Origin of the sequence: Alteromonas gracilis, from assembly GCF_002993325.1 — a bacterium.
GTDB lineage: Bacteria > Pseudomonadota > Gammaproteobacteria > Enterobacterales > Alteromonadaceae > Alteromonas > Alteromonas gracilis.
The window spans coordinates 230,616-254,047 of record NZ_PVNO01000027.1 but is presented as its reverse complement, the minus strand read 5'-3'; the positions used below and the strand labels follow the sequence as shown (position 1 = coordinate 254,047).

General features: G+C 44.2%; 18 protein-coding genes. 12 read left to right on the top strand and 6 right to left on the bottom strand.

Annotation, left to right across the window (positions count from 1 at the left end):
* Both C6Y39_RS14430 and bioB read right to left on the bottom strand, forming a co-directional pair.
* A complete protein-coding gene (locus tag C6Y39_RS14430; protein WP_105931935.1) occupies positions 1-1,374 on the bottom strand; it encodes an aminotransferase class I/II-fold pyridoxal phosphate-dependent enzyme in 1,374 nt (457 codons plus the stop codon).
* The gene (bioB, locus tag C6Y39_RS14425; protein WP_105931934.1) at positions 1,374-2,498 is read right to left on the bottom strand and encodes a biotin synthase BioB; all 1,125 of its coding nucleotides are present in this window, start codon (positions 2,496-2,498) and stop codon (positions 1,374-1,376) included. The genes C6Y39_RS14430 and bioB overlap by 1 nt, the downstream gene beginning before the upstream one ends.
* Before the next feature lie 98 nt (positions 2,499-2,596).
* On the opposite strand from bioB, the gene bioA reads away from it, so the two are divergent.
* From bioA to C6Y39_RS14405, 4 genes are all read left to right on the top strand, one after another.
* Positions 2,597-3,862 carry an adenosylmethionine--8-amino-7-oxononanoate transaminase gene (gene bioA, locus C6Y39_RS14420; RefSeq protein WP_105932054.1) on the top strand — a complete coding sequence of 422 codons (1,266 nt, stop codon included), beginning with the start codon at positions 2,597-2,599 and terminating at the stop codon, positions 3,860-3,862.
* A 116-nt stretch (positions 3,863-3,978) separates the two neighbouring features.
* Positions 3,979-4,500 (top strand): DUF2937 family protein, encoded by a 522-nt coding sequence (locus tag C6Y39_RS14415; protein WP_105931933.1) that lies wholly within the window; start codon positions 3,979-3,981, stop codon positions 4,498-4,500.
* Positions 4,501-4,768: 268 nt separating this feature from the next.
* Positions 4,769-5,980 carry an ABC transporter substrate-binding protein gene (locus C6Y39_RS14410; RefSeq protein WP_167390665.1) on the top strand — a complete coding sequence of 404 codons (1,212 nt, stop codon included), beginning with the start codon at positions 4,769-4,771 and terminating at the stop codon, positions 5,978-5,980.
* A 202-nt stretch (positions 5,981-6,182) separates the two neighbouring features.
* Positions 6,183-6,464: a hypothetical protein gene (locus C6Y39_RS14405; protein ID WP_105932053.1), complete on the top strand. Its 282-nt coding sequence runs from the start codon at positions 6,183-6,185 to the stop codon at positions 6,462-6,464.
* Between the two features lie 61 nt (positions 6,465-6,525).
* Here the strand turns inward: C6Y39_RS14405 and C6Y39_RS14400 are convergent, their stop codons facing one another.
* Both C6Y39_RS14400 and C6Y39_RS14395 read right to left on the bottom strand, forming a co-directional pair.
* Positions 6,526-7,746: a GNAT family N-acetyltransferase/peptidase C39 family protein gene (locus tag C6Y39_RS14400; RefSeq protein ID WP_338065016.1), complete on the bottom strand. Its 1,221-nt coding sequence runs from the start codon at positions 7,744-7,746 to the stop codon at positions 6,526-6,528.
* 107 nt (positions 7,747-7,853) lie between these two features.
* Positions 7,854-9,341, bottom strand: a complete 1,488-nt coding sequence (locus tag C6Y39_RS14395; RefSeq protein ID WP_105931930.1) for a RimK family protein — start codon at positions 9,339-9,341, stop codon at positions 7,854-7,856.
* A 251-nt stretch (positions 9,342-9,592) separates the two neighbouring features.
* Here C6Y39_RS14395 and C6Y39_RS14390 point away from each other — a divergent pair, with 251 nt between their 5' ends.
* A complete protein-coding gene (locus C6Y39_RS14390; RefSeq protein ID WP_105931929.1) occupies positions 9,593-10,561 on the top strand; it encodes a calcium/sodium antiporter in 969 nt (322 codons plus the stop codon).
* A gap of 114 nt (positions 10,562-10,675) precedes the next feature.
* Here the strand turns inward: C6Y39_RS14390 and C6Y39_RS14385 are convergent, their stop codons facing one another.
* A complete protein-coding gene (locus C6Y39_RS14385) occupies positions 10,676-11,164 on the bottom strand; it encodes a hypothetical protein (RefSeq protein WP_105931928.1) in 489 nt (162 codons plus the stop codon).
* A 387-nt stretch (positions 11,165-11,551) separates the two neighbouring features.
* On the opposite strand from C6Y39_RS14385, the gene asnS reads away from it, so the two are divergent.
* On the top strand, positions 11,552-12,949 hold the full coding sequence (gene asnS / locus C6Y39_RS14380) for an asparagine--tRNA ligase (protein ID WP_105931927.1): 1,398 nt from the start codon (positions 11,552-11,554) through the stop codon (positions 12,947-12,949).
* A gap of 79 nt (positions 12,950-13,028) precedes the next feature.
* On the opposite strand, the gene C6Y39_RS14375 is transcribed toward asnS, so the two are convergent.
* Complete coding sequence (locus C6Y39_RS14375; RefSeq protein WP_240618907.1) at positions 13,029-14,054, bottom strand: phage scaffolding protein; 1,026 nt, start codon at positions 14,052-14,054, stop codon at positions 13,029-13,031.
* Between the two features lie 150 nt (positions 14,055-14,204).
* Here C6Y39_RS14375 and C6Y39_RS14370 point away from each other — a divergent pair, with 150 nt between their 5' ends.
* The 6 genes from C6Y39_RS14370 to C6Y39_RS14345 all read left to right on the top strand — a co-directional run bounded on the left by C6Y39_RS14370 (position 14,205) and on the right by C6Y39_RS14345 (position 23,377).
* A complete protein-coding gene (locus tag C6Y39_RS14370; protein ID WP_146128609.1) occupies positions 14,205-15,347 on the top strand; it encodes a paraquat-inducible protein A in 1,143 nt (380 codons plus the stop codon).
* Positions 15,344-16,996, top strand: a complete 1,653-nt coding sequence (gene pqiB, locus C6Y39_RS14365; RefSeq protein WP_105931924.1) for an intermembrane transport protein PqiB — start codon at positions 15,344-15,346, stop codon at positions 16,994-16,996. Before C6Y39_RS14370 ends, pqiB begins: the two co-directional genes overlap by 4 nt.
* Before the next feature lie 194 nt (positions 16,997-17,190).
* Positions 17,191-17,790 carry a PqiC family protein gene (locus C6Y39_RS14360; RefSeq protein WP_105931923.1) on the top strand — a complete coding sequence of 200 codons (600 nt, stop codon included), beginning with the start codon at positions 17,191-17,193 and terminating at the stop codon, positions 17,788-17,790.
* Between the two features lie 12 nt (positions 17,791-17,802).
* A complete protein-coding gene (locus C6Y39_RS14355; protein ID WP_105931922.1) occupies positions 17,803-18,930 on the top strand; it encodes a GGDEF domain-containing protein in 1,128 nt (375 codons plus the stop codon).
* Between the two features lie 118 nt (positions 18,931-19,048).
* Complete coding sequence (locus tag C6Y39_RS14350; RefSeq protein ID WP_105931921.1) at positions 19,049-20,197, top strand: efflux RND transporter periplasmic adaptor subunit; 1,149 nt, start codon at positions 19,049-19,051, stop codon at positions 20,195-20,197.
* A 9-nt stretch (positions 20,198-20,206) separates the two neighbouring features.
* Positions 20,207-23,377: an efflux RND transporter permease subunit gene (locus tag C6Y39_RS14345; protein ID WP_105931920.1), complete on the top strand. Its 3,171-nt coding sequence runs from the start codon at positions 20,207-20,209 to the stop codon at positions 23,375-23,377.
* Positions 23,378-23,432: the final 55 nt, after the last annotated feature.

The following is a 23,432-nucleotide window of genomic DNA, read 5'->3' as shown; positions in this document are numbered from 1 at the left end:
CTAGATCTCGCTTTTACCGGTGTCATTTGGTACGCCAATTTCGGTACTCGCAGCGCTTACTATTGAACTCTCAGTTTCCTTCAAGCGATTCAACGATAGCTCAAAAGCATCAATTAGCACATCAATGTCTTGGAAGGTATGGTTTGCAGTTAAGGTTACACGCAATCTGTCTTGATTTTTCGGTACTGTAGGCTGCCTTATTGCCGTTACCCAAATACCGCGTTGCTTCAACCCTTCACTTAGCGCCAAGGCCCGTTCGGGGCTACCTACAATGATAGGCTGAATTGCACTTTGCGACTGCCCCAACGTTATTTCACCTGTTTCTTCTCGCTTTTCATTCACTTTAAGTGTCTGTCCAAAACGTTTATGAAACGATTCTCTGAAATAAACGATATTGTTATTCAGCGTTTCTCGACGTGCCGTATCGCTAGCAATATGAGTAAGGGAATACAAGGTTGCGACTGCTTGTGCCGGCGGCATAGCGGTAGAATACACATAGTGTTTTGAGAAGTTCACAAGGTAATCAATCAGCGTTTGGCTTCCTGCGATAAACGCACCAGCCGTGCCCACCGCTTTACCAAATGTCCCCATCACAATAGGCACCTGTTGCTGGCTTAAATTTAACGCTTCGGCTGTGCCAAACCCGTTATCACCTAGCACACCCATGCCATGTGCATCGTCTAATATGAACCACGCGTCATATTTAGAGGCAAGCTCTGCTATTCTCTCGCAGGGCGCCACGTCACCGTCCATACTGAATACCCCCTCACTGGCAACAAGAATATCTTGCTGATTTGTGTCAATGAGAGCATTTGAACCTCTATCCGCATCAGATACTTGGTTATGACATGCGCCCGACAGCAGGCTCTCTAAATGACTGAGGTCATTGTGCTTAAAGCGACGAAGCTTAGCGATTTCAGAAACACACTGCGCCCCTTCTAAAAACGATGCATGCATTAGCTTGTCAGCGATAATCAGACCCGAGCTCACGCCTCTTTTAACGTGAGAAATGTGGGGAAAAAGTGCCATGCACAAGGCTTGATTAGCGGCAAAGCCAGAGTTAAACAACAGCGCAGCTTCTCGGTTTAAACCATCGGCGATGTAAGCTTCAAGCGCCAAGTGGGCCTGAGTGTGCCCCGTTACCAAGGGAGATGCTCCGCTGCCGCCCCCAAATTGCGCCAGCCCTTCAACCCAACTTTGCAATACCCCTTCGTGCTGGCGCATGCCTAAATAGTCGTTGCTTGAAAAATTGAGATAATGCTCACCATTAATGCAAATAATGCTATCTTTTTCGTATTGTTGGCAGTGGCGCTGACGCAGCAAGCCTTGTTTGGCTCGAACATTCAGTGAATCGTTTAACCAATTAAAGGCCATTACGCCTCCGTAACGTGCTGTTTTCTTGCCGCTACCTTAGGCTTGGTTGCATCAATAAACAAGTCATTGCCGCCGCTAGCTTGCTCTTGTTGCTGAATGATTTCTTCTTCTAGCACCTGTTGATGTGCTTCATCCGAGAAGTCTCGCGTGCGCTCAGTGTTAATACCAAGCTTTTTGAAAAGCATGACATCTTCATGCGTATCTGGGTTTGAAGTAGTTAAGAGCTTGCAACCATAGAAAATGGAATTCGCCCCTGCCATAAAGCACAGCGCCTGCATCTGTTCATTCATGGCTTCACGGCCTGCAGACAAGCGCACATGTGATTTAGGCATCATGATACGGGCCACTGCAATTGTGCGAATAAACTCAAAATAATCCAGGTCTTCTACGCTATCCAGTGGTGTACCTTTTACTTTCACAAGCATATTAATTGGCACGCTTTGAGGCTGTTCGGGAAGATTAGCGAGTTGTACCAGCATACTAGCACGATCACTCACGGTTTCGCCCATACCGACAATACCACCAGAGCAAACGTTCATGCCTGCTGCACGCACGTTCTCAAGAGTATTCAAGCGATCTTGATAGGTACGGGTAGTAATGATGTCGCCGTAGTATTCAGGAGAGGTATCAAGGTTGTGATTGTAGTAGTCCAAACCCGCTTGTTTTAGGGCCACGGCTTGGTCACGGGTTAACATACCCAGCGTCATACAGGTTTCTAGACCCAGACTTTTGACCTCTTCAACCATTTTCAAAATATAAGGCATATCTCGGTCGCGGGGGTTTCGCCAAGCTGCGCCCATACAAAAACGCGTTGACCCCACTTGCTTTGCCTCTTTCGCTCGCTGAATGACCTTTTCAATTTCAAGCAGCCGCTCTTTTTCAAGGCCAGTATCATACCGGGCGCTTTGAGGGCAATATTTGCAGTCTTCAGGGCATGCCCCAGTTTTGATCGACAAAAGCGTGCTTACCTGCACTTCATTAGGATTAAAATGCTGCCTATGCACTACTTGTGCATCGAACAGTAAATCGTTAAATGGCATTGCAAACAAAGCTTCTACTTCAGCCTTGGTCCAATCGTTTCGAATAGTGGTAGTTTGCGCGGTCGGTGCGTATGCCAATGTCATTGACTGTCCTTTACTAATTATTATTGCTGGCTTAGTCTATGGCTCAATATCGAGTTGTCAACTCTGACCAATTCAAAAACTTTACTAATGGTTATTTTGTGAGCAATATAGAATTTGATAAACAGCATATCTGGCACCCATATACTTCCGCAGTTAATCCCCTTCCCTGTTATGAAGTCGTAGGCGCAAAGGGCGCAGAGCTTACATTAGCCAGTTCTGAAGTATTGGTAGATGGGATGTCGAGCTGGTGGGCAGCTATTCACGGCTACAACCACCCTGTACTTAACGACGCAGCGCACAAGCAAATTGACGCATTTTCTCACGTTATGTTTGGTGGCATTACTCATCAGCCAGCAGTGGATTTATGTAAATCTTTACTCAGCATGGTGCCTGCTGGTTTAGAGCGGGTGTTTTTAGCAGACTCAGGCTCAGTCTCTGTTGAAGTAGCGATTAAAATGGCGATTCAATACTGGGCATGTCAAGGAAGACCAGAGAAATCGCGCATTGTTGCACCTCGCAATGGCTACCACGGTGATACCTTTGCAGCCATGAGCGTTTGCGACCCGGTAAACGGTATGCATAGCTTATTTGAAGGCGTACTAAGCAAACAAATATTTGCACCAGCTCCCCAGACGCGCTTTGGACAGACTTTTAGTGAAGATGACATTCTTCCACTCGAAGAGATTTTCGAAAAGCATCACCACACCATGGCTGCTCTTATCCTAGAACCCATTGTTCAAGGTGCCGGAGGCATGCGTATTTATCACCCCGAATACTTAAAGCGCTGTCGCCAGCTTTGTGACACCTATGATGTGCTATTAATTTGCGACGAGATTGCTACTGGCTTCGGTCGTACAGGAAAACTATTTGCATGTGAGCATGCGGGTATTTCGCCCGACATAATGTGTTTAGGCAAAGCGATTACCGGCGGATATATGACGCTGGCGGCAACGCTATGTACAGAAGATGTGGCTCTCGGGGTGTGCCAAGGTGAGCCAGGGGTTTTCATGCACGGCCCAACTTACATGGGGAACCCTTTAGCTTGTGCCGTGGCAAACGCTAGTTTGTCATTAATTAATGAGAATCACTGGCAGCATCAAATTCCTACTATTGAGAAACAATTACAAACCGAGTTGGCAAAATGTGCAGACTTACCCCGCGTTGCTGATGTTAGGGTGCTAGGCGCTATAGGAGTTGTTGAGACGGTAAATCCCGTCAATGTTGCCGAAATTCAACGCCACTTTGTGAAACAAGGGGTGTGGATACGCCCTTTTGGGAGATTGGTATACATTATGCCTCCCTATATTATATCTCCAGACCAGCTAAGTAGGTTAACCCACGCTATCTATACGGCTTTGAAATAGTAAACGGGCTAGATAGCAAGCGCTGTGTTGGAAAGCTGTAATATCGGTGGCAACAACTATTCTCGTCATTGATATTTTGTGAACGAATTGAAATTAAGATCCATGGTGAGTGTTCAATGGTAGTGCGTATTCTCGATAAAGTGGTATTTGCAGTTTTATTCATTATCACGCTGCAGGTGCCTATTTTAGCCGATCACTACCGGCAATACTTAAACGGCTACTATGATGCGCTGCGAGATGAAGTCTCAAGTTCTTCTGAACTTGCCAAGCAATACGGCTTTTCATCAGTAGATGCTATGTTGGACAGCCTTCAAAAAAATAGCGAACCTGTAGTCAGAGAGAACGCCTCAATGAAAGCGTCTCGCTTTGCGCAAATCACCACTCTTGAACAAGGTATGAGAAAGTTAGAGCACGGACACTATTTTGAACAACTCATATTTATGGCTTCTCCTTCTCAGTATGGAACACTTAATCGCGTTTTAGACAACTTCAGACCATCAGTACCACTAACCCCATCTTCTATTGTATTTAGTTTAGTCACCGCTATTTTTTTAAACTTATTGATTTGGACACCGCATTTTTGCTATTGCCAAGTTAAAAAAGTAAGAAACAAGCCAAAACGCTATTCTTACAGATAGTGTCTTAGTCAGCGTGGGATAATTTTCTATAACCTAACACGATTTAATTTTCCTTTTTCGCAAAGCCATTCTCTTGTATCTATTTCATATACATACAAAAGTTGAATAGGCATATTGGATAAACTATCTATAGTTGTTGTATGGTCTTGGTTGCTGCATGTATAAATTAATCAAGGCTCAATACTGTTAAGGGAATAGTAGAAAAATAATGCTGAGACGCCGTTTTTATAATTTGCTTTTCTGTTTTGCAATGATCGTTTCGATTGCAATGATCACACAAAGTGTAATGATCACACCAAGCTTTGCACAACAGCTAAACGTTGGTGTCTCGGTATCAACAAGCGCACAAAGAGAAGCCTTTTACACACTAGCGCGCGATTTTGAAACCCTCCATCCTAACAGCAAAGTGCAGTTTACCGCGCTAAGTAGTGAAGATTATAAACTTGCGTTTCCCACTATGTTGGCCAAAGATAAACGTTTTGATGTGCTGTATTGGCATGCTGGGCAGAGGCTTTTTAATTTCGTCGAAAAAGAGTTTATTCATCCCATAGACGATTTGTGGCTGGAAAACGAACTTGATAATGCGTTCGACGGAAACGTCAGACAAAACCTTAGCTATAATGGCCGCTATTACGCTGTTCCCATCTCGTATTATCAAATTGGTTTTTATTATTCAAAAGAAATATTTGAGCGCTTATCGTTAAGTGAACCAAAGACGTGGCAAGAATTTATCGCCCTATGTGAAATCATCAAAGCCGACGGCGTTTCACCTATTTTTATTGGAACGAAAAGCAACTGGCCCGCCACTGCTTGGTTCGACTATCTTAACCTCCGATTAAACGGGCTCGATTTTCATCACGCGTTAACGCAAGGGAAAATTCCCTTTAATGATGAACGCGTTAGGGATACCCTCAACGTTTTGCAAGCGTTAAAAGCGAGAAAATATTTTATTGCAGAGCATCAAGATTTTCATTGGCGAGAAAGCTTACCGCTGTTATCAAGAGGCTTAGTTGGTATGTCGTTAATAGGTAATTATGTTATTCAGGATATACGAAAGGACATGCTACCTAAAATCGGCTTTTTCCCCTTCCCTCAAATTAGTGAAGGAGTTGGTAAATACGAAGAGGCTCCCATTGACGTACTTGTTATCCCCAAACAAGCGAAAAACTTATCTTTAGCCAAAAAGTTTTTAGCCTTTGCTGCAAGTCACGAGGTTCAAACCAAGCTAAACAAAAAGCTTGGCGTCATATCTCCAAATAAATCTTCACAGCAACAGACCTCACCGCTTACCAAAGAAGCCTATCTTGAGCTGTCAACGGCGGAAGGTTTCTCGCAATTCTTTGATAGAGACGCCAATGAAGCCTTTGCCAAAGAAGTCATGCCTATCATTGATGAATTCATGGTTCATGGCGACGTAACGATTGCCATTACAAAACTAGAATTGGCACGCAGTCAGCATTTTCCAACTACTACTCTCTAACGCTCCGCTTTCAAATACCTTCCTGTTACGACAAGGCAAATCAAGCTGCCTGAGTTTTTATTGAACATGGCATCAATAATGCAAACTTCTACATAAGAGCAAGAAGTGAAGATTTGAACGGTTGGTTTATTTAAAGCAACGAACTAAAACTTCATTTATATATCAGTAACTTGCTTAAAAAATGGAAAAAGGAGAAGTAATTATGCCAACAGATGCTCAATTATTGATCGGAAAAGTGTTGCAAATTAAAGACAAAATTACAGCTAAGCGTCATTGCATTCCAAGTGATTTAAAAGCGGAATGGCGTGCCTTGGACGCACAAACTGCGTGTTTTGAAAGTGAGGCGCTTTATAGAAGTGCAGTGAAAGGTCAGGAAATGAACAAGCACATAGACTATGCAGGTTCAGTGAAAGAGCTTTCTCAACTTGTTTCTAAGCTAAAAACGCTAAACAACAAGGTTAATGTTACACAAGTTCACCACTAAGGTCTCTTGACGCCTTTGTTATCTTAAGACCTTAGCTAAAACCTAACTTTTGTACTAGGTTTTATTTATTCAATTTAAGGAGGACCAATGTTCTTACTTTACGCGTGCCATAACTGGCAAGTCTTAAAAAATCATCGCGAGCAACCGGAATGTGCTGATACTCAACGGGTTGACCTTCGCTTGCGTCAGGATCATGAAGGTAGTAGCAGTGAGCGTCACAGCTCGTAACTGCTACCCAATGGGGCACTTTCTTTTTATCGAAAGCATATGTGCTAATAAGGCACAAAACAGCACCACCAGATTTTAAAGTTTGGTCAATGATATCGACGCGCCAGTCTGAAATTTCGACAGAGATCCCTCTGGCAGAAGCGTCTGTCATAAATTGTGCCTCGACGTTTTCGACAATCGCTTTTTTGTTGGAGTCACGTACGCCATCGACAAAAAGCGGCACATTTTGGTTGATAACCACATCTGCCGTGTAGCCTTCGTTTACTGCCGCTAACGCTAAGCCAACTGGATGGCATCCTCCGTGTCCCGACATCATGAAAATAGTTGTTGCGGTGCGCCACAGAGAAAGTTCTTTTTCCTGAGTCATTTCAAAGTTATTGTCTAGCGCGCACATTGCCATCATTAGTGCTGATGGGCCACAGGTAAAATCTGTAGTTTGCTGATACCAAGGATAAACCCCAGGTTTAACCGATTTACTTGGGACCAATACCTTTTGCATGCGTAATGCGTCTGTATGATCGTCGTAATAATCGGTATACATACCAAATTGACTGAACCCTAGCTTTTTATAAAGCGCAATGGCACCAGCGTTACCAACTGCCACTTCAAGGCGCATAAATCGCTTTCCCCGCAAAAGCGCCCGCTCCCCCAAGCTGTTTATTAACTTTTCAGCGATTCCCAAGCCTCTCGCTTCAGGAAGTATTGCAATAGAATACAGTCGGGTAAGCTGTGTACCACGACGAAGCAAAAGCAAACCGTAACCGACTATACTTTGCTCATCACTATCGCCTGTATGCACGCTTTCAAGTGTATTGTCAGTCGTTTGACCACTTTTCCCGCCCTTATTTTCTTCAAAGTCGCTTAGCGAAGTAGGCGATTCACGTTCGGCAATAATAAGCTCGGCATGCGGCGCCTCTATATAAAACTTAAATCGGCTTTTACTGAGCCTGTCTGTAGTAAAACAGGTTTTCTCAATGTGCTGAAGAGCCGCAAGATCTTGCAACGTGGCAACGCGTAGCGAAACCCTAGGCTTCGCACAAGAGACGGGTGACATTTCCCCTTCAGCGTTCGACGTATTATCAGGCAAGTTTTCCATCACCGGATTTTCGCTATTCATAGTATGCACACTGCCCTCTTTACTCACAGCTTCAGCCGATGTAATCATCGCCCTCTTTGCTCCAACCTGTCGGCAAACTCCTGCATAATTAACTCGTACAATTCTTTGCCTAAATATTTATCTTCTACACCCGAATCGATACTTGGATTGTCGTTCACTTCAATCACATAAACGGCGTTGCCGGTCTGTTTTATATCTACGCCGTAAAGACCATCGCCTACCGCTTTGGCGGCTTTGATAGCAGCTTGAAGTACTGGCTTAGGTACTTCAAACGTAGGCATTGTGGCAAATCCACCCGAAGAGAATCGATCGCCCTGGTGGTTATAGATTTGCCAGTGGTTGCGCACCATAAAATACTGGCAAGCGTAAATAGGTTTGCCACCTAGCACACCAATTCGCCAGTCGAACTCAGTGAAAATATATTCCTGAACTAAAACCAGCGCAGACTCTGCCAACATTTGTTCTAAGCGCACTTTCAACGCATCTTTATTTTCAGCTTTGTGTACACCACGGGAAAACGAGCTTTCCGGCAGTTTTAATACCAGCGGTAATCCAAAGTCAGCTATTAATTTATCGCACACTTCATCCGTGGCGCTTGATACGAAGGTCGCTTTCGGCGCTGGTACTTTTTGATAGGCAAATGCATCCTGCAAGTACACCTTGTTACAACAGCGCAGAATTGACTGCGTGTCGTCCATCACCACAATTCCTTCTCTTTCAGCGGCTCGCGCTAAACGATAGGTATGATGGTCAATTGCTGTCGTTTCACGAATAAACAGGGCGTCATAGTGTCCAAGCTCTTCTTGCGACAGGCGACTTACTACATCAGCCCGAAACCCCACTTTTTCAGCCGCTTTCACGAAATTTTTAATAGCACGTTCATCACTGGGCGGCGTGCTTTCTTCCGGATTAACCAAAATCGCCATGTCCCAGCGCGTTCTCTTGCTGGTTTTACCTGCTTTCCATTGAATTTTTGTATGTGCTTCGAGCTGCTCAATAAAACGAGCCTGTTGCTTGGCATCTAAATCTTTAAACGCTTTCGCCTGGACACTGGCAAAGCCTTCTATTTGAACCTTCCCACTGTTCTTGGGCGACATTTTGGTATCAGTAACCGTTGGACTTAAGAACAAAGCGGGATACGGATATTTTTCAAACGCCTGGCGTGCCAAACGCTTAAAACGCTGATCTTTCACTTCGCCAAAAAGTACTAATATAGGTTCATCAGTTAATTCAGTATTGTCTTGCGGTACCGACAACGAAAAAACAATGCGATCGATACTTTTCTCTTCCGCCATACGTAAATCATTTATGGTGTTTACTGAAGGCAATACAGAGTGATTACGTGCCTGGGCCAACAATGAACAATAGTAGCCCTCACTCAAATAGCGTGTGGTATCGCAGATGTTAATGACCCGCGTCTTGGGCTCGTTCAGTTTAGGGAATTCAGCAAGGTAATCCTGAAAAGTAAGCACGGTTAAAGCGGTGTTACGAAAAGGAGTAACATCATCAGTAACAATCAAGGTATTGTGCATGTATATCGCTTCTAAAAAATGTGTGGTTGGTTACAATTAGCTTAGTGCTTGCTTAAATAACAAACACAGTGAAAGTGGCGCTGAGTTTACGCTCAACTTATTTTTTTCAAAGCAGAATTAGCACGGCTTTTTTTCATCGTTAAGACAACAAAAACTTATGTGCTAATAAATCTATCGAAACAGCTTTTATTTATTAATTTTGCCTATACATAGAGGTGGGCAAAAAGACACAAATGGTTTAAGGAGTACATATGCTATTAGCCAGCTTGGCTATTTTAATCGGGTTACCGGTTTTACTTTGGAGCGCAGGGAAGTTCGTAGGTGGAGCAGCATCTGTCGCTAACCATTTTGGTTTATCGCCTCTTCTTATTGGCATGCTGATTATTGGGTTTGGCACATCTGCCCCTGAAATCATTGTTTCAATTTTTGCCGCCATTCAGGGAAACTCTGGCATTGCGTTGGGTAACGCCTATGGCTCTAACACAGCTAACATTCTACTGATCCTAGGCTTGACCGCGCTCATCAGCCCTATTGCAGTAAAATCTGAGATCATCAAAAAAGAGCTGCCTGTATTATTAGGCATTACATTTTTTGCAGTATGGCAAATATGGGATCTAAACGTTTCTAAAGACGATGCGTTTTCATTGCTAGGGTTATTCATCTTACTGATTTCATGGAGTATTTATCACGGCATGAAGGGCGACAAAGACGCCTTGGCTGATGAATATGATGAAGAAATCAATAGTAACGAAGGCACGGTTAAGACGCACGTAATGTGGTTAATCGCGGGACTACTCTTGCTGGTTGCAAGCTCTCGTATGCTGGTTTGGGGCGCGGTAGAGGTAGCAACTTTCTTCGGTGTAAGCGATACGATAATAGGTCTTACTATTATTGCTATCGGCACCTCATTACCTGAATTGGCTTCATCATTAATGGCGGTTAAAAAGGGTGAACACGACCTTGCCATAGGTAACGTGATTGGCTCGAACATGTTTAATACATTAGCGGTGGTTGGTATTGCCGGGACAATTCAGCCCATGGCGGTAGCATCAGATTTCTTGTATCGCGACGCCATGGTAATGTTTGCTTCTTCCATTGCTCTGTTTATTTTCTGTATCGGCATTAAACGCCAAGGACGCTTAAACCGCCTAGAAGGTGGCGCATTTGTGCTGGCTTATGCAGCCTATACATACTGGCTTATACAGGCTGCGTTTATTTAATTTTTAGGGCTGTTCAAGCGATTAGCAATGGTTTAGCTGAAGATGGCGGCTTGACTCTCTTGGGTCAAGCCGCTTTTGTTTATATTGCCAGACGGCTTTAATGTATTTTGAACGTTAAAGGCCTAACGTTGTAGCAAGCGTAATTAAGCTGATACCAGCAATGGCAAGCAAGATGAAAAGATTAATCCCAAAACTATCCGAGCGACGACGGTTTCTTCTTGCACGCATAATGATGCTTACCAGGGTAACGAACAAACATACTTGAAGCATGATGGTCATTGCAGAAAGGTGACTTTCAGACCAGGTTGTATCACCTTCTATGCCCCAGTATTGCTGTACGCCACTAATAAAATCTGGTCGGGCATAATGAAACAGCACCAGAACAACAACCATGCCAACCCAACCAACTATATTCAGCGCTAGCATGACCTTATAAAATGGCGTTTGAGAACGAGGCGTAGAACGACGTTCAGCCAGTTGTTCGTAAGTCATTTTACTTCTCTCATTTTCCGCATGATCAGAACGATTAATATCACGTTGAGAGTCGCTCGTCTCTTGTGCTTGCTGGGGCACTGACGTGCTTGAATCATTTTTATTTCCCATTTGTCACTCTGTTCTCTGGCATCCCGCTTTATGTTGGGTATACTAGCGTGCTATTGGATTGTAATTCATTGCTTATTTTTATATCACCTTAGCAAATTACGGTCGATAAAAAGCATGTTGCGATCGGTAAGCTATTCAACTTTCGTCAGGTTTTTCGCGAGAGTATTTTGCATCGCTAAAGAATGTTCCAAATTCGCCAACGTTTTTGAACAGATTAACAGCGTTACAGATTGTAAGTATTTATCGGCATCACAATCCAAAACATTGACTAAAACACAAATTAATATGTATCTAATCTTTTAACGGTAAATGATTAGATGCACTTGGTTGTTGGGCATTACTCAATAACAAGAAACTGCATAAAATCAGTAAGACGGAGAAATTAACATGACGCATGCGCCCGTAGTTGACGTACTTAAAGGTAAGTACGCCGTTGGCGAATCGGTAACCGTAAAGGGTTGGGTAAGAACACGCCGCGACTCTAAAGCGGGGTTATCTTTTATTGCACTACACGACGGTAGTTGCTTTGATCCTGTACAAGTTATTGCGCTAAATTCTCTGTCAAATTATGCCGATATCCAGCGACTTACTGCTGGTTGTTCATTGTCGGTAACCGGAACAGTGAAAGAGTCGCAAGGTCAAGGGCAAGCATTAGAGATTGAAGCTACAGAGGTAGAAATTGTCGGTTTGGTTGAAAACCCTGACACCTATCCCATGGCCGCAAAACGCCACAGCATTGAATATCTTCGCGAATATGCTCACCTGCGTCCCCGCACTAACGTTATCGGTGCGGTAACCCGCGTCCGTAACTGCTTGTCTCAGGCAATTCACCGCTTCTTCCACGAACGAGGTTATTTTTGGATCTCCACGCCAATTTTGACAGCTAGCGATACAGAAGGTGCTGGTGAAATGTTCCGCGTATCAACACTTGATATGATGAACCTTCCTCGCGACGACAAAGGCAACGTCGATTACTCAGAAGATTTCTTCGGTAAAGAAACCTACCTAACGGTATCAGGTCAGCTTAACGTTGAAACCTACTGTACTGCTATGTCAAAGGTCTATACCTTCGGTCCTACGTTCCGAGCGGAGAATTCAAACACCTCTCGTCACCTTGCAGAGTTTTGGATGATTGAACCTGAAGTGGCGTTTGCTGAACTCAAAGACGTCGCGCAGTTAGCTGAAGACATGCTGAAATATGTGTGTAAAGCCGTACTTGAAGAGCTGCCTGATGACATGGCATTCTTTGCTCAGCGAATTAAGAAAGATGCCATTGAGCGTTTAGAGAAACTAGTAAGCTCTGACTTCGTTCGCATGGACTACACTGACGCCATCGAAATACTGCAAAACTGCGGAAAAGAATTCGAATTCCCTGTTGAGTGGGGCATTGACTTGTCTTCTGAGCATGAGCGTTACCTTGCTGAAGAGCATGTTGGTGCGCCGATTATTATGCAAAACTATCCGAAAGACATTAAAGCGTTCTATATGCGCATTAACGACGACGGCAAGACAGTTGCAGCAATGGACGTACTGGCGCCTGGTATCGGTGAGATCATCGGTGGTTCGCAGCGTGAAGAGCGTTTAGACGTTTTCGATGCGCGTCTTGACGAAATGGGCCTCTCGAAAGAAGACTACGGATGGTATCGCGACCTTCGCCGCTACGGCACTGTACCTCACTCAGGTTTCGGTCTCGGTTTCGAGCGCCTTGTAGCCTATGTCACCGGCATGCAAAACGTACGTGACGTGATCCCATTCCCACGTACACCGGGTAACGCTAGCTTCTAGGTCAATCTAAAAGCCTGCTGACATGCAATTGTAAGCAGGCTTTTTTATGCTAAACAGCTTCGCGATGAAATGCTCTATGTCACGGAGTAACGCTTACCCCTATGGCGGCTGATCGGCATGGCTCTACCGAATAGACGTAGCCGTCTTCAGTTTCAGAAAGTTTCGCTATTTGCAAAATCTCATAGTCGTTGAGTTCAATTACCCGAGTCCCTTCCGGATGAGCACAGCGAGAACGAGAATCTGCCTCAAATTCATAGATGAAGCTGGCTAACGCTTGGCGCTGTGTTTTTTGGTAGTTAATACTTTTTTCTTTTGCATCATTTAACAGTGTCGTTAAGTCTTTTTCTAATTCAGAAACCTCTTCTGCCTGTTCTTCTATTAACTGTGTTTCATTACTTTCAAGCTGCTGTTTAGTCGTATCCTCAACGGTAATGAGAGGGTTGGCGCTTTCACTATTGAATTCAGAGAGTAATCCCACCTGCCCTGCTACAACGCCAAGTTGCAGTGCCACGCCTAGCGTCCAAACAAAGCGCGCTACGGCGGTAGATAAAACAAAACGATAGCCGGGTTTGTGCCATAGCCTAAGTACACCAAAAGGTTTTAGCAGTAATAAGAAAAACAAATAAATAAAAATGACGAGCATTCCGCCAACTAATGCCATTAATGTCGTCACAAAAAACCAGCTTGGCACCATAAGTATAAGCGCAAAATTATGGCTGTAGGGTAACGCGCTTGCAGAAACACCGGTTATGCTATTGACCAGTCCGCTAGCAGAAGCGAGCGCAAAATTAGCGATAATGGCATAAATAAACAAGATCACCGCTTTTCCAGGTAGGCTGTTCCAAAGCACCATGAACCTTGGCCACGTCTCGCTAACAATACCTGCAAGTGCAAAACCAAACATAACCGCTTCGAACAGCCTACTTTCGATACTAAAAAACAGCTGTAACAGGAGCATGCTGGTTGCTAAAAAGTAACAACGTTGGGCAAAAGTGATGCTTAGCCAAAAGCGTAAAAAGCCTATACGCCTTTTCAGAAACAAACGGTTTCCTTGTTTGTTTACTTTTTCAAACACACTACGAATTTCGCTTTTCATTTCCATCATTTAATCGTCAATTGTTATTGTTATACTTCTAAACACGACTGGCTTTACTTCCCGACATGCTCGCAATGCGTTATTCTGTTGATTCCAAAAATCAACAGGTTATATCTATAGACTGCTTGTTAGCATACTGAAGCAGTTTGCAAAAACCTTATGGCTGAATCTAATACATTATCTATAGTTTGTGAGCAATGCCATACTCAAGTGCACATACCTTTGCTGGCACATAGGCAACGGGCGGTGTGCCCAGTATGCAATCATACGCTATTATCTTATCGAAATGGCGCAAGCGAAAAGTTGTTAGCCTACACCACCAGCGCTCTCATTTTTTTACTGTTATCACTGCCGTTTAATTTTCTAACGTTTAAAGCTAGCGGGCAAAAGCACAGCATTGACCTACCGACCGGCATTACCATACTCGTTGAAAACGATTACCTATCGCTTGCTATTATCACTAGCTTGGCCACCCTTTTGTTACCGGGTATGGTGCTAGCTGGAATGCTTCTACTATCTTTGGCTCAAATTCAAAATCGCCGGCCGTTTTATTTACCTAGGTTGCTACAGCTTGTAAAAGCGCTATTGCCTTGGAGCATGGCTGAAATATTTCTAGTTGGTACATTAGTTAGTCTTATCAAAATTACTGAGCTTGCCGACGTGTCCATTGGGCTTTCATTCTATGCCTTCATCGGTTTTTCTGCTTTTACTGCACTCTGTATATCTCAGTTTGATGCCACCCGCTATGCAATGTGGTTGTCACAAGGTGTGCCACCACAACCCAAACCCTTGTGCGAAGCGCAGGCGAAAGCGAGTATTCAGCGCACGTGGGCCCTATTGCTTACCGCCTGCATTTTATATATCCCTGCCAACCTACTTCCAATTATGTATACTGAATTTTTTGGAGAGGAAACACCTAATACAATTATCGGTGGGGTCATCTCACTTTGGGAATCGGGTTCGTATCCCGTAGCCATTATTATTCTCGTTGCTAGTGTCATTGTGCCTGTGGCAAAGATTATTATTCTTGCCTGGCTTAACTTTTCCGTGCAGCGCGAGAAAACCACATCGAAACAATTACGTATACGTTATTACCGCATCACCGAAGCTATAGGTCGCTGGTCGATGATAGACGTTTTTGTTGTGGCAGTACTGGTATCCCTCATTCAAATGGGCAACACCATGTCAATTTATCCAGGCCAAGCGGCTCTCGCCTTTTGTGCCGTAGTATTTGTAACAATGATAGCCGCGATGACGTTCGATTCTCGGCTAATTTGGCAGCAGTGGAAGCAATTATCATGACCGCAAACGATCCGAATATAAACGAAGCGAGGGTGAAACCAACTTCATCAGTCTCTCGCATTTGGATTATTCCTATTTTGGTGATCATTATTGGCGGCTGGATGGTGTATTACCAGTGGAAGAATCAGGGCCCGCTTATTACGATTGAGCTTCACTCTGCTGCCGGTATTGAGATTAATAAGACCCCAATTAAAGTAAGAGATTTAGACGTTGGTCAGGTCAAAAAAATAACCTTGAAGCCCGATTTAGATGGTGTGCTCGTTACAGCCAGAATTGATGCGAGTGCGGCTCATCTACTCAACGAACATGCAAAGTTCTGGGTTGTTGCCCCGCGTATCAGCTTTTCTGAGGTATCAGGGCTCAACACTCTATTATCCGGCAGTTACATTGCCATGTCGGCAAACGACAAGGGCAAAGAGCAACTAAACTTCAAAGCGCTTGAGCGCCCCCCTGTTACCCCACCAGGGACGCCCGGTCTACATGTTATGCTAAAAAGCGACGATGAGTTCGCTTATAAGCCTGGCGACCCTATTATCTATAAGGGTTTCAAAGTAGGTGAATTTGAAGACGCCACTTTCAATATCGAAGAGCGTGTAGTGTATTACGATGCCTTTATTGAAGCGCCATATCATAAGCTAATTACCAACACGACCCGTTTTTGGGACGTCAGCGGCGTTAAATTATTACTTGAATCGAACGGTGTTAGCGTTGAAACCGGCAGTTTAGAAACACTTCTGGCCAACGGCATCACTTTCGGCATTCCAGAAGGCGTACCAAAAGGTGAGCAAGTACTCGATAACGCGTTCTTTACCATTTATGGAGACAGTGCCTCAGCCTCTGACGCGCGCTACAAAGTGGCGGCAGAGTACTTGTTGCTTATCGACGAAAGTGTTCGGGGCTTAACGGTTGGCGCCCCCGTTGAATACCGTGGCATTGAAATTGGTAACGTCACAGCAATAAATTCTTTCCCTGCAGTTGAAGGGAACATCCTTGAACGTGACTACCCAATACCTGTTCTTATCAATATTTACCCTGGAAAAGCACGACAGCCCGATACGGAAGAAGGGCTCAGCGCCATCAAGCAAACCATTAGAAATTGGCTTAATAGAGATCTTAGGGCCTCATTGCGTATGGGTAATATCCTGACCGGCGGCCTATATGTGGATTTACAGCACGTACCAGATGCAGGTAGCAGTGGCAAAATTGACGTTATCAACGGCTATGAAGTTATCCCCACTGTGAGCAATGAATTCACACAGCTAACGCAAAAAGCCGACGCAATACTCGACAAAATAAACCAGCTTCCACTTAAAGAGATGGTGGAAAATGTGCAGCTTGCGGTTGAAGACATGCGCCTTGCTGCCGAGTCTGTAGAGACCGCAAGTGATGATTTCGATGTTCTCATCGCTGACATTGATGCCAAAGCACTCAACAGTAACCTCAACCAAGTTCTTGTTAGCCTTGATGGACTGCTCAAAAACTACAGTGAAGGTGGCTTCAATCAATCAGAGATTAAAGAGACAGTGGATGCACTTCAAGAAACAATGAGAAATATGCAGCCACTTTTATTAAAACTCAATCAATCGCCTAGTAGCTTGATTTTTTCACAGGAAAGCGAAGCAGACATTCAGCCTAAAGCTAAAAATTAGTGATGCTCGTTTTATAAAGTTTGGAAATTTTTAAAACTTATCCGGCATGAAAAGTGTTTAAAAAACACTCAAAGTTACTAACATTCACAGCATGCCTATATTTGATTGCGCTATAGTCTAATGTGAAAGTTTGTAAGAACAGTGTAAATTATTACGATTACATCCGCCCATCAAGGATGAAGGATTCAAAACAAATGATAATGCAGTTTATAACGGGCTTGGCATTTTTAAGAAATAAAGCGTCGCAAGTCAGTATATTAGTAGTTTCATTTCTGTTAATACAGGGATGTACGTCGGCGCCGACTTCACTTAATTATTACTTACTTCATTCAACCGATAGCATGCCTTTAAAGCAAAGCGCTGCCAAACAAATCATTGTTTTAGATAAAATAACCCTTCCTGACTATTTAAAGCACAGGGGGTTGGTGTATCAAACAAGTGACACTAATCTTCACATTTCAACTAGTCATTTGTGGGCTGAGCCTGTCGAAGAAGGGTTGACGAAAGTGCTCTCAAGCGCACTGGCCGATAAACACATTTCACTTAATCGCGGGGACCAGTATTCCAAGGAAGAGTCAACGCACGTATCGTTGCATATCGGCGATTTTATTAGTACCTATGAGGGCGAGGTTGTGTTGTCAGGACAATATACGATCAGCAGCACAACGGACGGCACTTCTATTCACCCCTTTAAATTTAAGGCGTCATTAGACAGCGATGGATTTTCATCAAGTATTAAAGCCATGAGAAACACGGTTACCCAGTTGGCTCAACACCTTGAACGGAACCTTTAGAATTTTACAATTATGCTTAGTGCTTTAAAGCAATATGTATTTAGCGGTGTAAGTCGTCACTACAAAGACGAAACCAATAGACGGATCATGGTTGTCAACTTGTTCTCAGCTGTGGGGATGTCTATTACGTTTCTTCTGGGGTGTCGAGCGTTCTTCGCGGCAGAGTATCCCCTTTCAACAACTCTTTTCACCGCAAGCGTTGTCTTCGCCATATCTCAGCGATTGCAGGTACGTGTCGCAACGCCACGCGCGCGCACGGCCTCCATAACTTTATTAATCCTCTGCCTAATGGTCCTCACGTTATTGCTACTCATAACGGGCGGTAAAGATAACACAGGGCCTTTGTGGATATATTTAGTTCCACCTGTCACCATGTTTTTTGCTGGGTTTATTCGCGGATTATTCTCACTTATTGCGTTTACCGTAGTGAGCGCAATCGTCATGTTCGGATTCGATGAAGCTATACTGGTCACCCAATATACCTATGCGTTTAAGACAAGGCTGCTCTATTCGTTTATGACAGTCTCCTTTTTATCTGCGTTTTACGAGTATAGCCGCCAAAAAAGTTACGATACTGCACTGTATTTAAGCGAACAATTTGAGCGCCAGGCAAAACACGACCATCTTACTCAGTTATTGAACAGGCGCGGTGCACAGCAGTGTCTTGAGCGCGAATACGCCAGAATTGTGCGTAATAAGAGCAAGTTCTCAATTGCCATCGCCGATATTGACCGCTTTAAAAGCATTAACGATACGTTAGGTCACGAACAAGGCGACGAAGTACTGGTACAGATATCGAAAGTGTTTACCACACGCCTACGCACGCAAGATATATTGGCGCGGTGGGGCGGTGAAGAGTTTATGTTTATCTTTAATGATACTGATGAGGCGGGTGCTGTGGAGGCGCTTGAACAAATAAGAGAAACATTGAATCAAGCACCGCTTAATATCAACGGTCGTGAATTTCACGTAACGAGCAGCTTTGGCGTAAGTGAAGTGACGCCGGATATCGATATTTCCTGCGCTATACGATGTGCTGACAAAGCGTTATACCACGCTAAAGATAACGGTAGAGACCAAGTTTGTGCCATTTCTACCCTCAACTCCCCTCCCCTTTCGGAGCAACGCACTTCGTTTTAACGCACGACCTTTAATCTTTACACTAAATTGACTCACGTTTAGTTACATTTGCGCTGTATTCCTGAAACACTTTAGCGATACACTATATGAAGTATTCGCTTTAAAAGTAGATTTAGCTATGAAATGGATGAAGGTTGCATTGCCTATTGGTGTTTTACTGGTTGGCTATATGGGTATGAAAGGAATTGAGGCCTCAGCGTCTGACTCTGCGATAACAGAAGAAGTAGACACTCGCCCCACTGTAACAATTGAAGCTTTATCGCCAGAGGATGTACGGATTCAGCTAACCTCTTATGGCGAGATAATGCCTCTTGAAACGACTAATCTTGCAGCGCAAGTATCGGGTGAAGTTCAGCGATGGAACCCCAAGTTCGTTAGCGGCGGATTGGTGAGACGCGGTGAAACGCTTTTTGAAATAGAAGCCGATGCCTATGAAGCAGCCCTATTGATGGCCGAAGCTAACTTAGCCAGTGCGCAGGCTCAACTCATTCAAGAGCAAGCGCAAGCCGATGTAGCAGCAAAGGAAGCGAAAACGATGCCCAATGCTCGGGTTACAGACCTTTACCTTCGCAAACCTCAAGTCATGAGCGCAAAGGCAGCGCTTAAATCCGCAGAAGCACAACTTAAAATAGCAAGGCGCGACCTTGAAAACTGTAAGGTTAAAGCCCCTTACGATGCGTTAGTGGTAAGTAGAAATATCAGTACCGGCGACTACGTGACCCAAGGCACCCCCGTTGCGGTTATAAACAATATTGAGTATGCCGAGGTCACTTTCCCAATAGCTGGCTTCGACCGCGTATTCTTAGCTGATAATACTATAGGCAGCGAAATTGCTATCGAAGTAGACGATATCGAGGGCGCTACTGTTAAGGGCACTATCCACCGAGATACGGGCGTGGTAGACAACACAACCCGTATGAGTTATTTCGTTGCACGCATAGAAGATCCATACGCAATAAACACGTCAAAACCCATCATAAAGTTTGGCTCATATAGCACTATTGCTTTTGAAGGCAAGACGCTTAGTGATGTATATCGCATACCCCAAGAACTTATCACCAATCGCTTGATTTGGACGCTTGATGATGAAGACAGACTTAAATCACACAAAGTAAAGGTTGTTCGGGAAGAGAACGGCGACTTTCTTATTCAAGGTGATTTTAACGCGAAGAAAGTAGTGATGAGTTTACCCGAATATCCACAAAACGGAATGCCGGTTAGGGTGATCGAAACGACTAATGAACTTGTGACGGCTAACGCAAATTAAGGAGCTGTCATGGAAAATCATAATAACACGCAAAGCGGTATTTTAGCCTGGTTCGCGAGAAACTCCGTCGCCGCCAACTTACTCATGTTCTTCATCATTGTGATGGGGATAGCTAGCTACTTTACTATCCAGCGCCAGATGTTTCCCAACATCGAAATCAACTATATTACCGTTGAGGCAAACTATCCTGGCGCCTCTCCTCAAGAAATTGAAGAAAGTATTTTCATCAAGGTTGAGGAAGCAGTTAAGGATATCACCGAAATTAAACGCATCGTATCAAGAGCATTTCGCGGTGGTGGTGCGGTCACGTTAGAAATTGATACTAAAGCTGAACTTACCGATGTACTCGACAAGGTAAAACTGCGCGTGGACAGCATTGCCACCTTCCCAGCCGGAATGGAGCCTGTGAACGTGTCGCAAGTTGAGTTTCAACAGCAAGTTATCGAAATGCCTATTGTAGGTGATTTACCGCTGGCTGAACTGAAAGTACTGGCTAAAGAAGTTGAAGATGAGCTGTTGCAGCTAGGCTCCATTTCCTTAGTTGAAGCCAATACGCCCGATGATGAAATTGCCATTGAAATTAAACCCGATACGCTCAGAAAATATGGGTTAACAATTGGCGATATTACTCAGGCTATTAATAGTTATTCAGCCAATATTTCCGCAGGTCAGCTTAGAACCAATGCTGGTATTGTGTCGGTGCGAGTTGAGAACCAGTATTACAGCGGCGATGAATTTAAACAAATTCCCATTAAGATTGGCGCAGGCGGCGCTAAGGTCACGCTAGGTGATGTTGCTTATATTAACGACGGCTTCGTTGAGGGTGAACGCTACTTTAAATACAACGGCATGAACGCCATTTACATCGCCGTTAAAGCAACAAAAACCCAAAACACCATTCCCGTTGCAGAAACGGTTAAGACCTATATTGAACAGAAAAACGAAACCCTCCCTCAGGGCGTCAGTTTAGAAGTTTTAGTGGATATGACCTATTACCTAAACGCGCGCTTGGACATGATGCTGTCAAACCTCGTTCAAGGCTCTATTCTTGTAGCGCTTATGCTTACCCTATTCCTTCGCTTTAGATTGGCTGTGTGGGTGATGGTCGGTCTACCCGTGTGCTTTCTTGGCGCAATGATGTTAATGCCTATCTTCGGCGTAAGTATTAATATTTTGTCGCTGTTTGCCTTCATCATGGTACTGGGTATTGTGGTTGATGACGCCATTGTTATTGGGGAAAGTGCCTATACTGAAATTGAGAGTAAAGGTGGTGGCATCGACAATGTTGTAAGAGGCGCGAAACGCGTGGCAACACCCGCAACCTTCGGTGTTTTAACAACAATCGCTGTATTTGCTCCGTTTACGTTAAGCAGTGGTCCAGAAGGCGCATTTTTCTATAACATTGCCGTAGTTGTTATTCTCTGTCTGGCGTTTAGCTTAATAGAATCAAAGCTCATTTTGCCCGCCCACCTTGCCCACACGAAGTTTTCGCCCGTTAAGCATGATAGTTGGCGAGCCCGCTTTAATCGAGGTTTCTTTGCATTTGTAAATGGCCCTTATAAGCGCACCGTTGTCAAAGCCATTGAATGGCGCTGGGCAGTATTGATGATGTTTATCGCAATGTTGATGCTAAGCATGGGACTCATTGCTGCTAATTACGTTCGCATGGTTCCAAACCCCAAAGTACCTCATGATTTTCCTAGCGTAAAAATAGAAATGAATGAGAACGTGTCTGATTTAGCCACCATCAATGCACTGAAAATCGTAGAGCAAACTATTTTAGATGTTGAAGAGCAAATTATTGATGAGTTTGGTCAAGGTATGATCAGAGATAGACTCGCCTTTAATGAAGATAGAACCGAAGGTCGAATTTTAGCCCCTCTGGTAAACGAAGAAGATCGTCCCATCGATACTTTCGAGCTTGCCCGTCGCTGGCGCGAAGCTATTCCTGAAATTAGCGGCATGAAGTCCTTTACCGTCGTTGATGATGTAAACGGTGACGGCGATGACGGAGAGTTTGGTTATTTGCTGTTTGGTCCAGACATCGACACATTAAATGCGGCGGGTCTGAAGTTCATCGAAATGCTGCAACAGCAAGACGGACTGTTTGACGTAAGTTCTACTATCGACCCCCCAAGTAAAGAAGTACAGATGACGCTACTTCCTGTTGCTTATGATTTAGGCCTCACCCTTTCTAATATTGCATCACAAGTGGGTGCTGGGTTTTATGGCGGTGAAGCACAGCGCGTTATTCGAAATGGCGAAGAAGTGAGAGTCATGGTTCGCTATCCAGAATTAACTCGTGAGCGCTTCGCTGACTTGAAGTACTCATTGATCACTACGCCAGGCGGACAAGAGGTTATGCTAGGCGACGTGGTAGCGTTAGAGGAAAAACCTGGGATCAGCTATATTCGTCGCGAGGGCGGATACCGCAGCGTTTATATTTGGGGCAACATCGATGAAGAAAAAGTTGAACCTAATGAAATAGTTGAAGAAATTAAGGACAAACTTCTTCCTCAGCTTAAAGAGTTATTTCCATCGGTAATGACAGAGCTTGGCGGCGATATTGAAGAGCAGCAAGCGCAGCAAAATGAGCAGATACTGTTTTTCTTAGCTGCTATGATCATGGTGTATATATTATTAGCGGTGCCGTTAAAAAGTTATGGTCAACCGCTCATTATCATGTCGGTGATACCCTTTAGCTTTACTGGTGCAGTTTTCGGTCACTTTGTACTGGGCTTAGACCTGTCTATGATGTCTAACTTCGGCCTGATTGCCGCAGCAGGGGTTGTAATCAATGACTCGCTAGTAATGACGGACTTCGTGAATCAGCGTCGTGCGCAAGGCTACAGCGTAAGAGAAGCGGTTACAGAAGCAGGTACCGCCCGTTTTAGAGCGATTACCCTTACCTCTATCACCACGTTCGTTGGGGTATTGCCTATCATGTTTGAGACCAGCTTGCAGGCCGCGTTTGTTGTTCCTATGGCTGCGGCATTGGGTTTTGCCGTTCTGTATGCCACATTGGTTACGCTAATTTTGGTGCCTTGCTTATACCTGATTCTGCTAGATTTACATATCCCATATACGTTTATTAAAAGCAAAATTGTGCGTAAGAAGAAGTCTGATGGCAGCGACAATACTGTCTCCGCCCCTCCTCAGCCAAGTAGTTCAATTGACTAGCCTTTTTGGCTGATGATATAAACGAGCACTGTTACGTAAAAATGAGCCTCTAAAG

Excerpts from the sequence above, each read along its gene's own strand:
- C6Y39_RS14430 (WP_105931935.1), bottom strand. The coding sequence starts at position 1,374 with ATGGCCTTTAATTGGTTAAACGATTCACTGAATGTTCGAGCCAAACAA.
- bioB (WP_105931934.1), bottom strand. The coding sequence starts at position 2,498 with ATGACATTGGCATACGCACCGACCGCGCAAACTACCACTATTCGAAAC.
- C6Y39_RS14415 (WP_105931933.1), top strand. The coding sequence starts at position 3,979 with ATGGTAGTGCGTATTCTCGATAAAGTGGTATTTGCAGTTTTATTCATT.
- C6Y39_RS14410 (WP_167390665.1), top strand. The coding sequence starts at position 4,769 with ATGATCACACAAAGTGTAATGATCACACCAAGCTTTGCACAACAGCTA.
- C6Y39_RS14405 (WP_105932053.1), top strand. The coding sequence starts at position 6,183 with ATGCCAACAGATGCTCAATTATTGATCGGAAAAGTGTTGCAAATTAAA.
- C6Y39_RS14400 (WP_338065016.1), bottom strand. The coding sequence starts at position 7,746 with ATGTCACCCGTCTCTTGTGCGAAGCCTAGGGTTTCGCTACGCGTTGCC.
- C6Y39_RS14395 (WP_105931930.1), bottom strand. The coding sequence starts at position 9,341 with ATGCACAATACCTTGATTGTTACTGATGATGTTACTCCTTTTCGTAAC.
- C6Y39_RS14390 (WP_105931929.1), top strand. The coding sequence starts at position 9,593 with ATGCTATTAGCCAGCTTGGCTATTTTAATCGGGTTACCGGTTTTACTT.
- C6Y39_RS14385 (WP_105931928.1), bottom strand. The coding sequence starts at position 11,164 with ATGGGAAATAAAAATGATTCAAGCACGTCAGTGCCCCAGCAAGCACAA.
- asnS (WP_105931927.1), top strand. The coding sequence starts at position 11,552 with ATGACGCATGCGCCCGTAGTTGACGTACTTAAAGGTAAGTACGCCGTT.
- C6Y39_RS14375 (WP_240618907.1), bottom strand. The coding sequence starts at position 14,054 with ATGATGGAAATGAAAAGCGAAATTCGTAGTGTGTTTGAAAAAGTAAAC.
- C6Y39_RS14370 (WP_146128609.1), top strand. The coding sequence starts at position 14,205 with ATGGCTGAATCTAATACATTATCTATAGTTTGTGAGCAATGCCATACT.
- pqiB (WP_105931924.1), top strand. The coding sequence starts at position 15,344 with ATGACCGCAAACGATCCGAATATAAACGAAGCGAGGGTGAAACCAACT.
- C6Y39_RS14360 (WP_105931923.1), top strand. The coding sequence starts at position 17,191 with ATGATAATGCAGTTTATAACGGGCTTGGCATTTTTAAGAAATAAAGCG.
- C6Y39_RS14355 (WP_105931922.1), top strand. The coding sequence starts at position 17,803 with ATGCTTAGTGCTTTAAAGCAATATGTATTTAGCGGTGTAAGTCGTCAC.
- C6Y39_RS14350 (WP_105931921.1), top strand. The coding sequence starts at position 19,049 with ATGAAATGGATGAAGGTTGCATTGCCTATTGGTGTTTTACTGGTTGGC.
- C6Y39_RS14345 (WP_105931920.1), top strand. The coding sequence starts at position 20,207 with ATGGAAAATCATAATAACACGCAAAGCGGTATTTTAGCCTGGTTCGCG.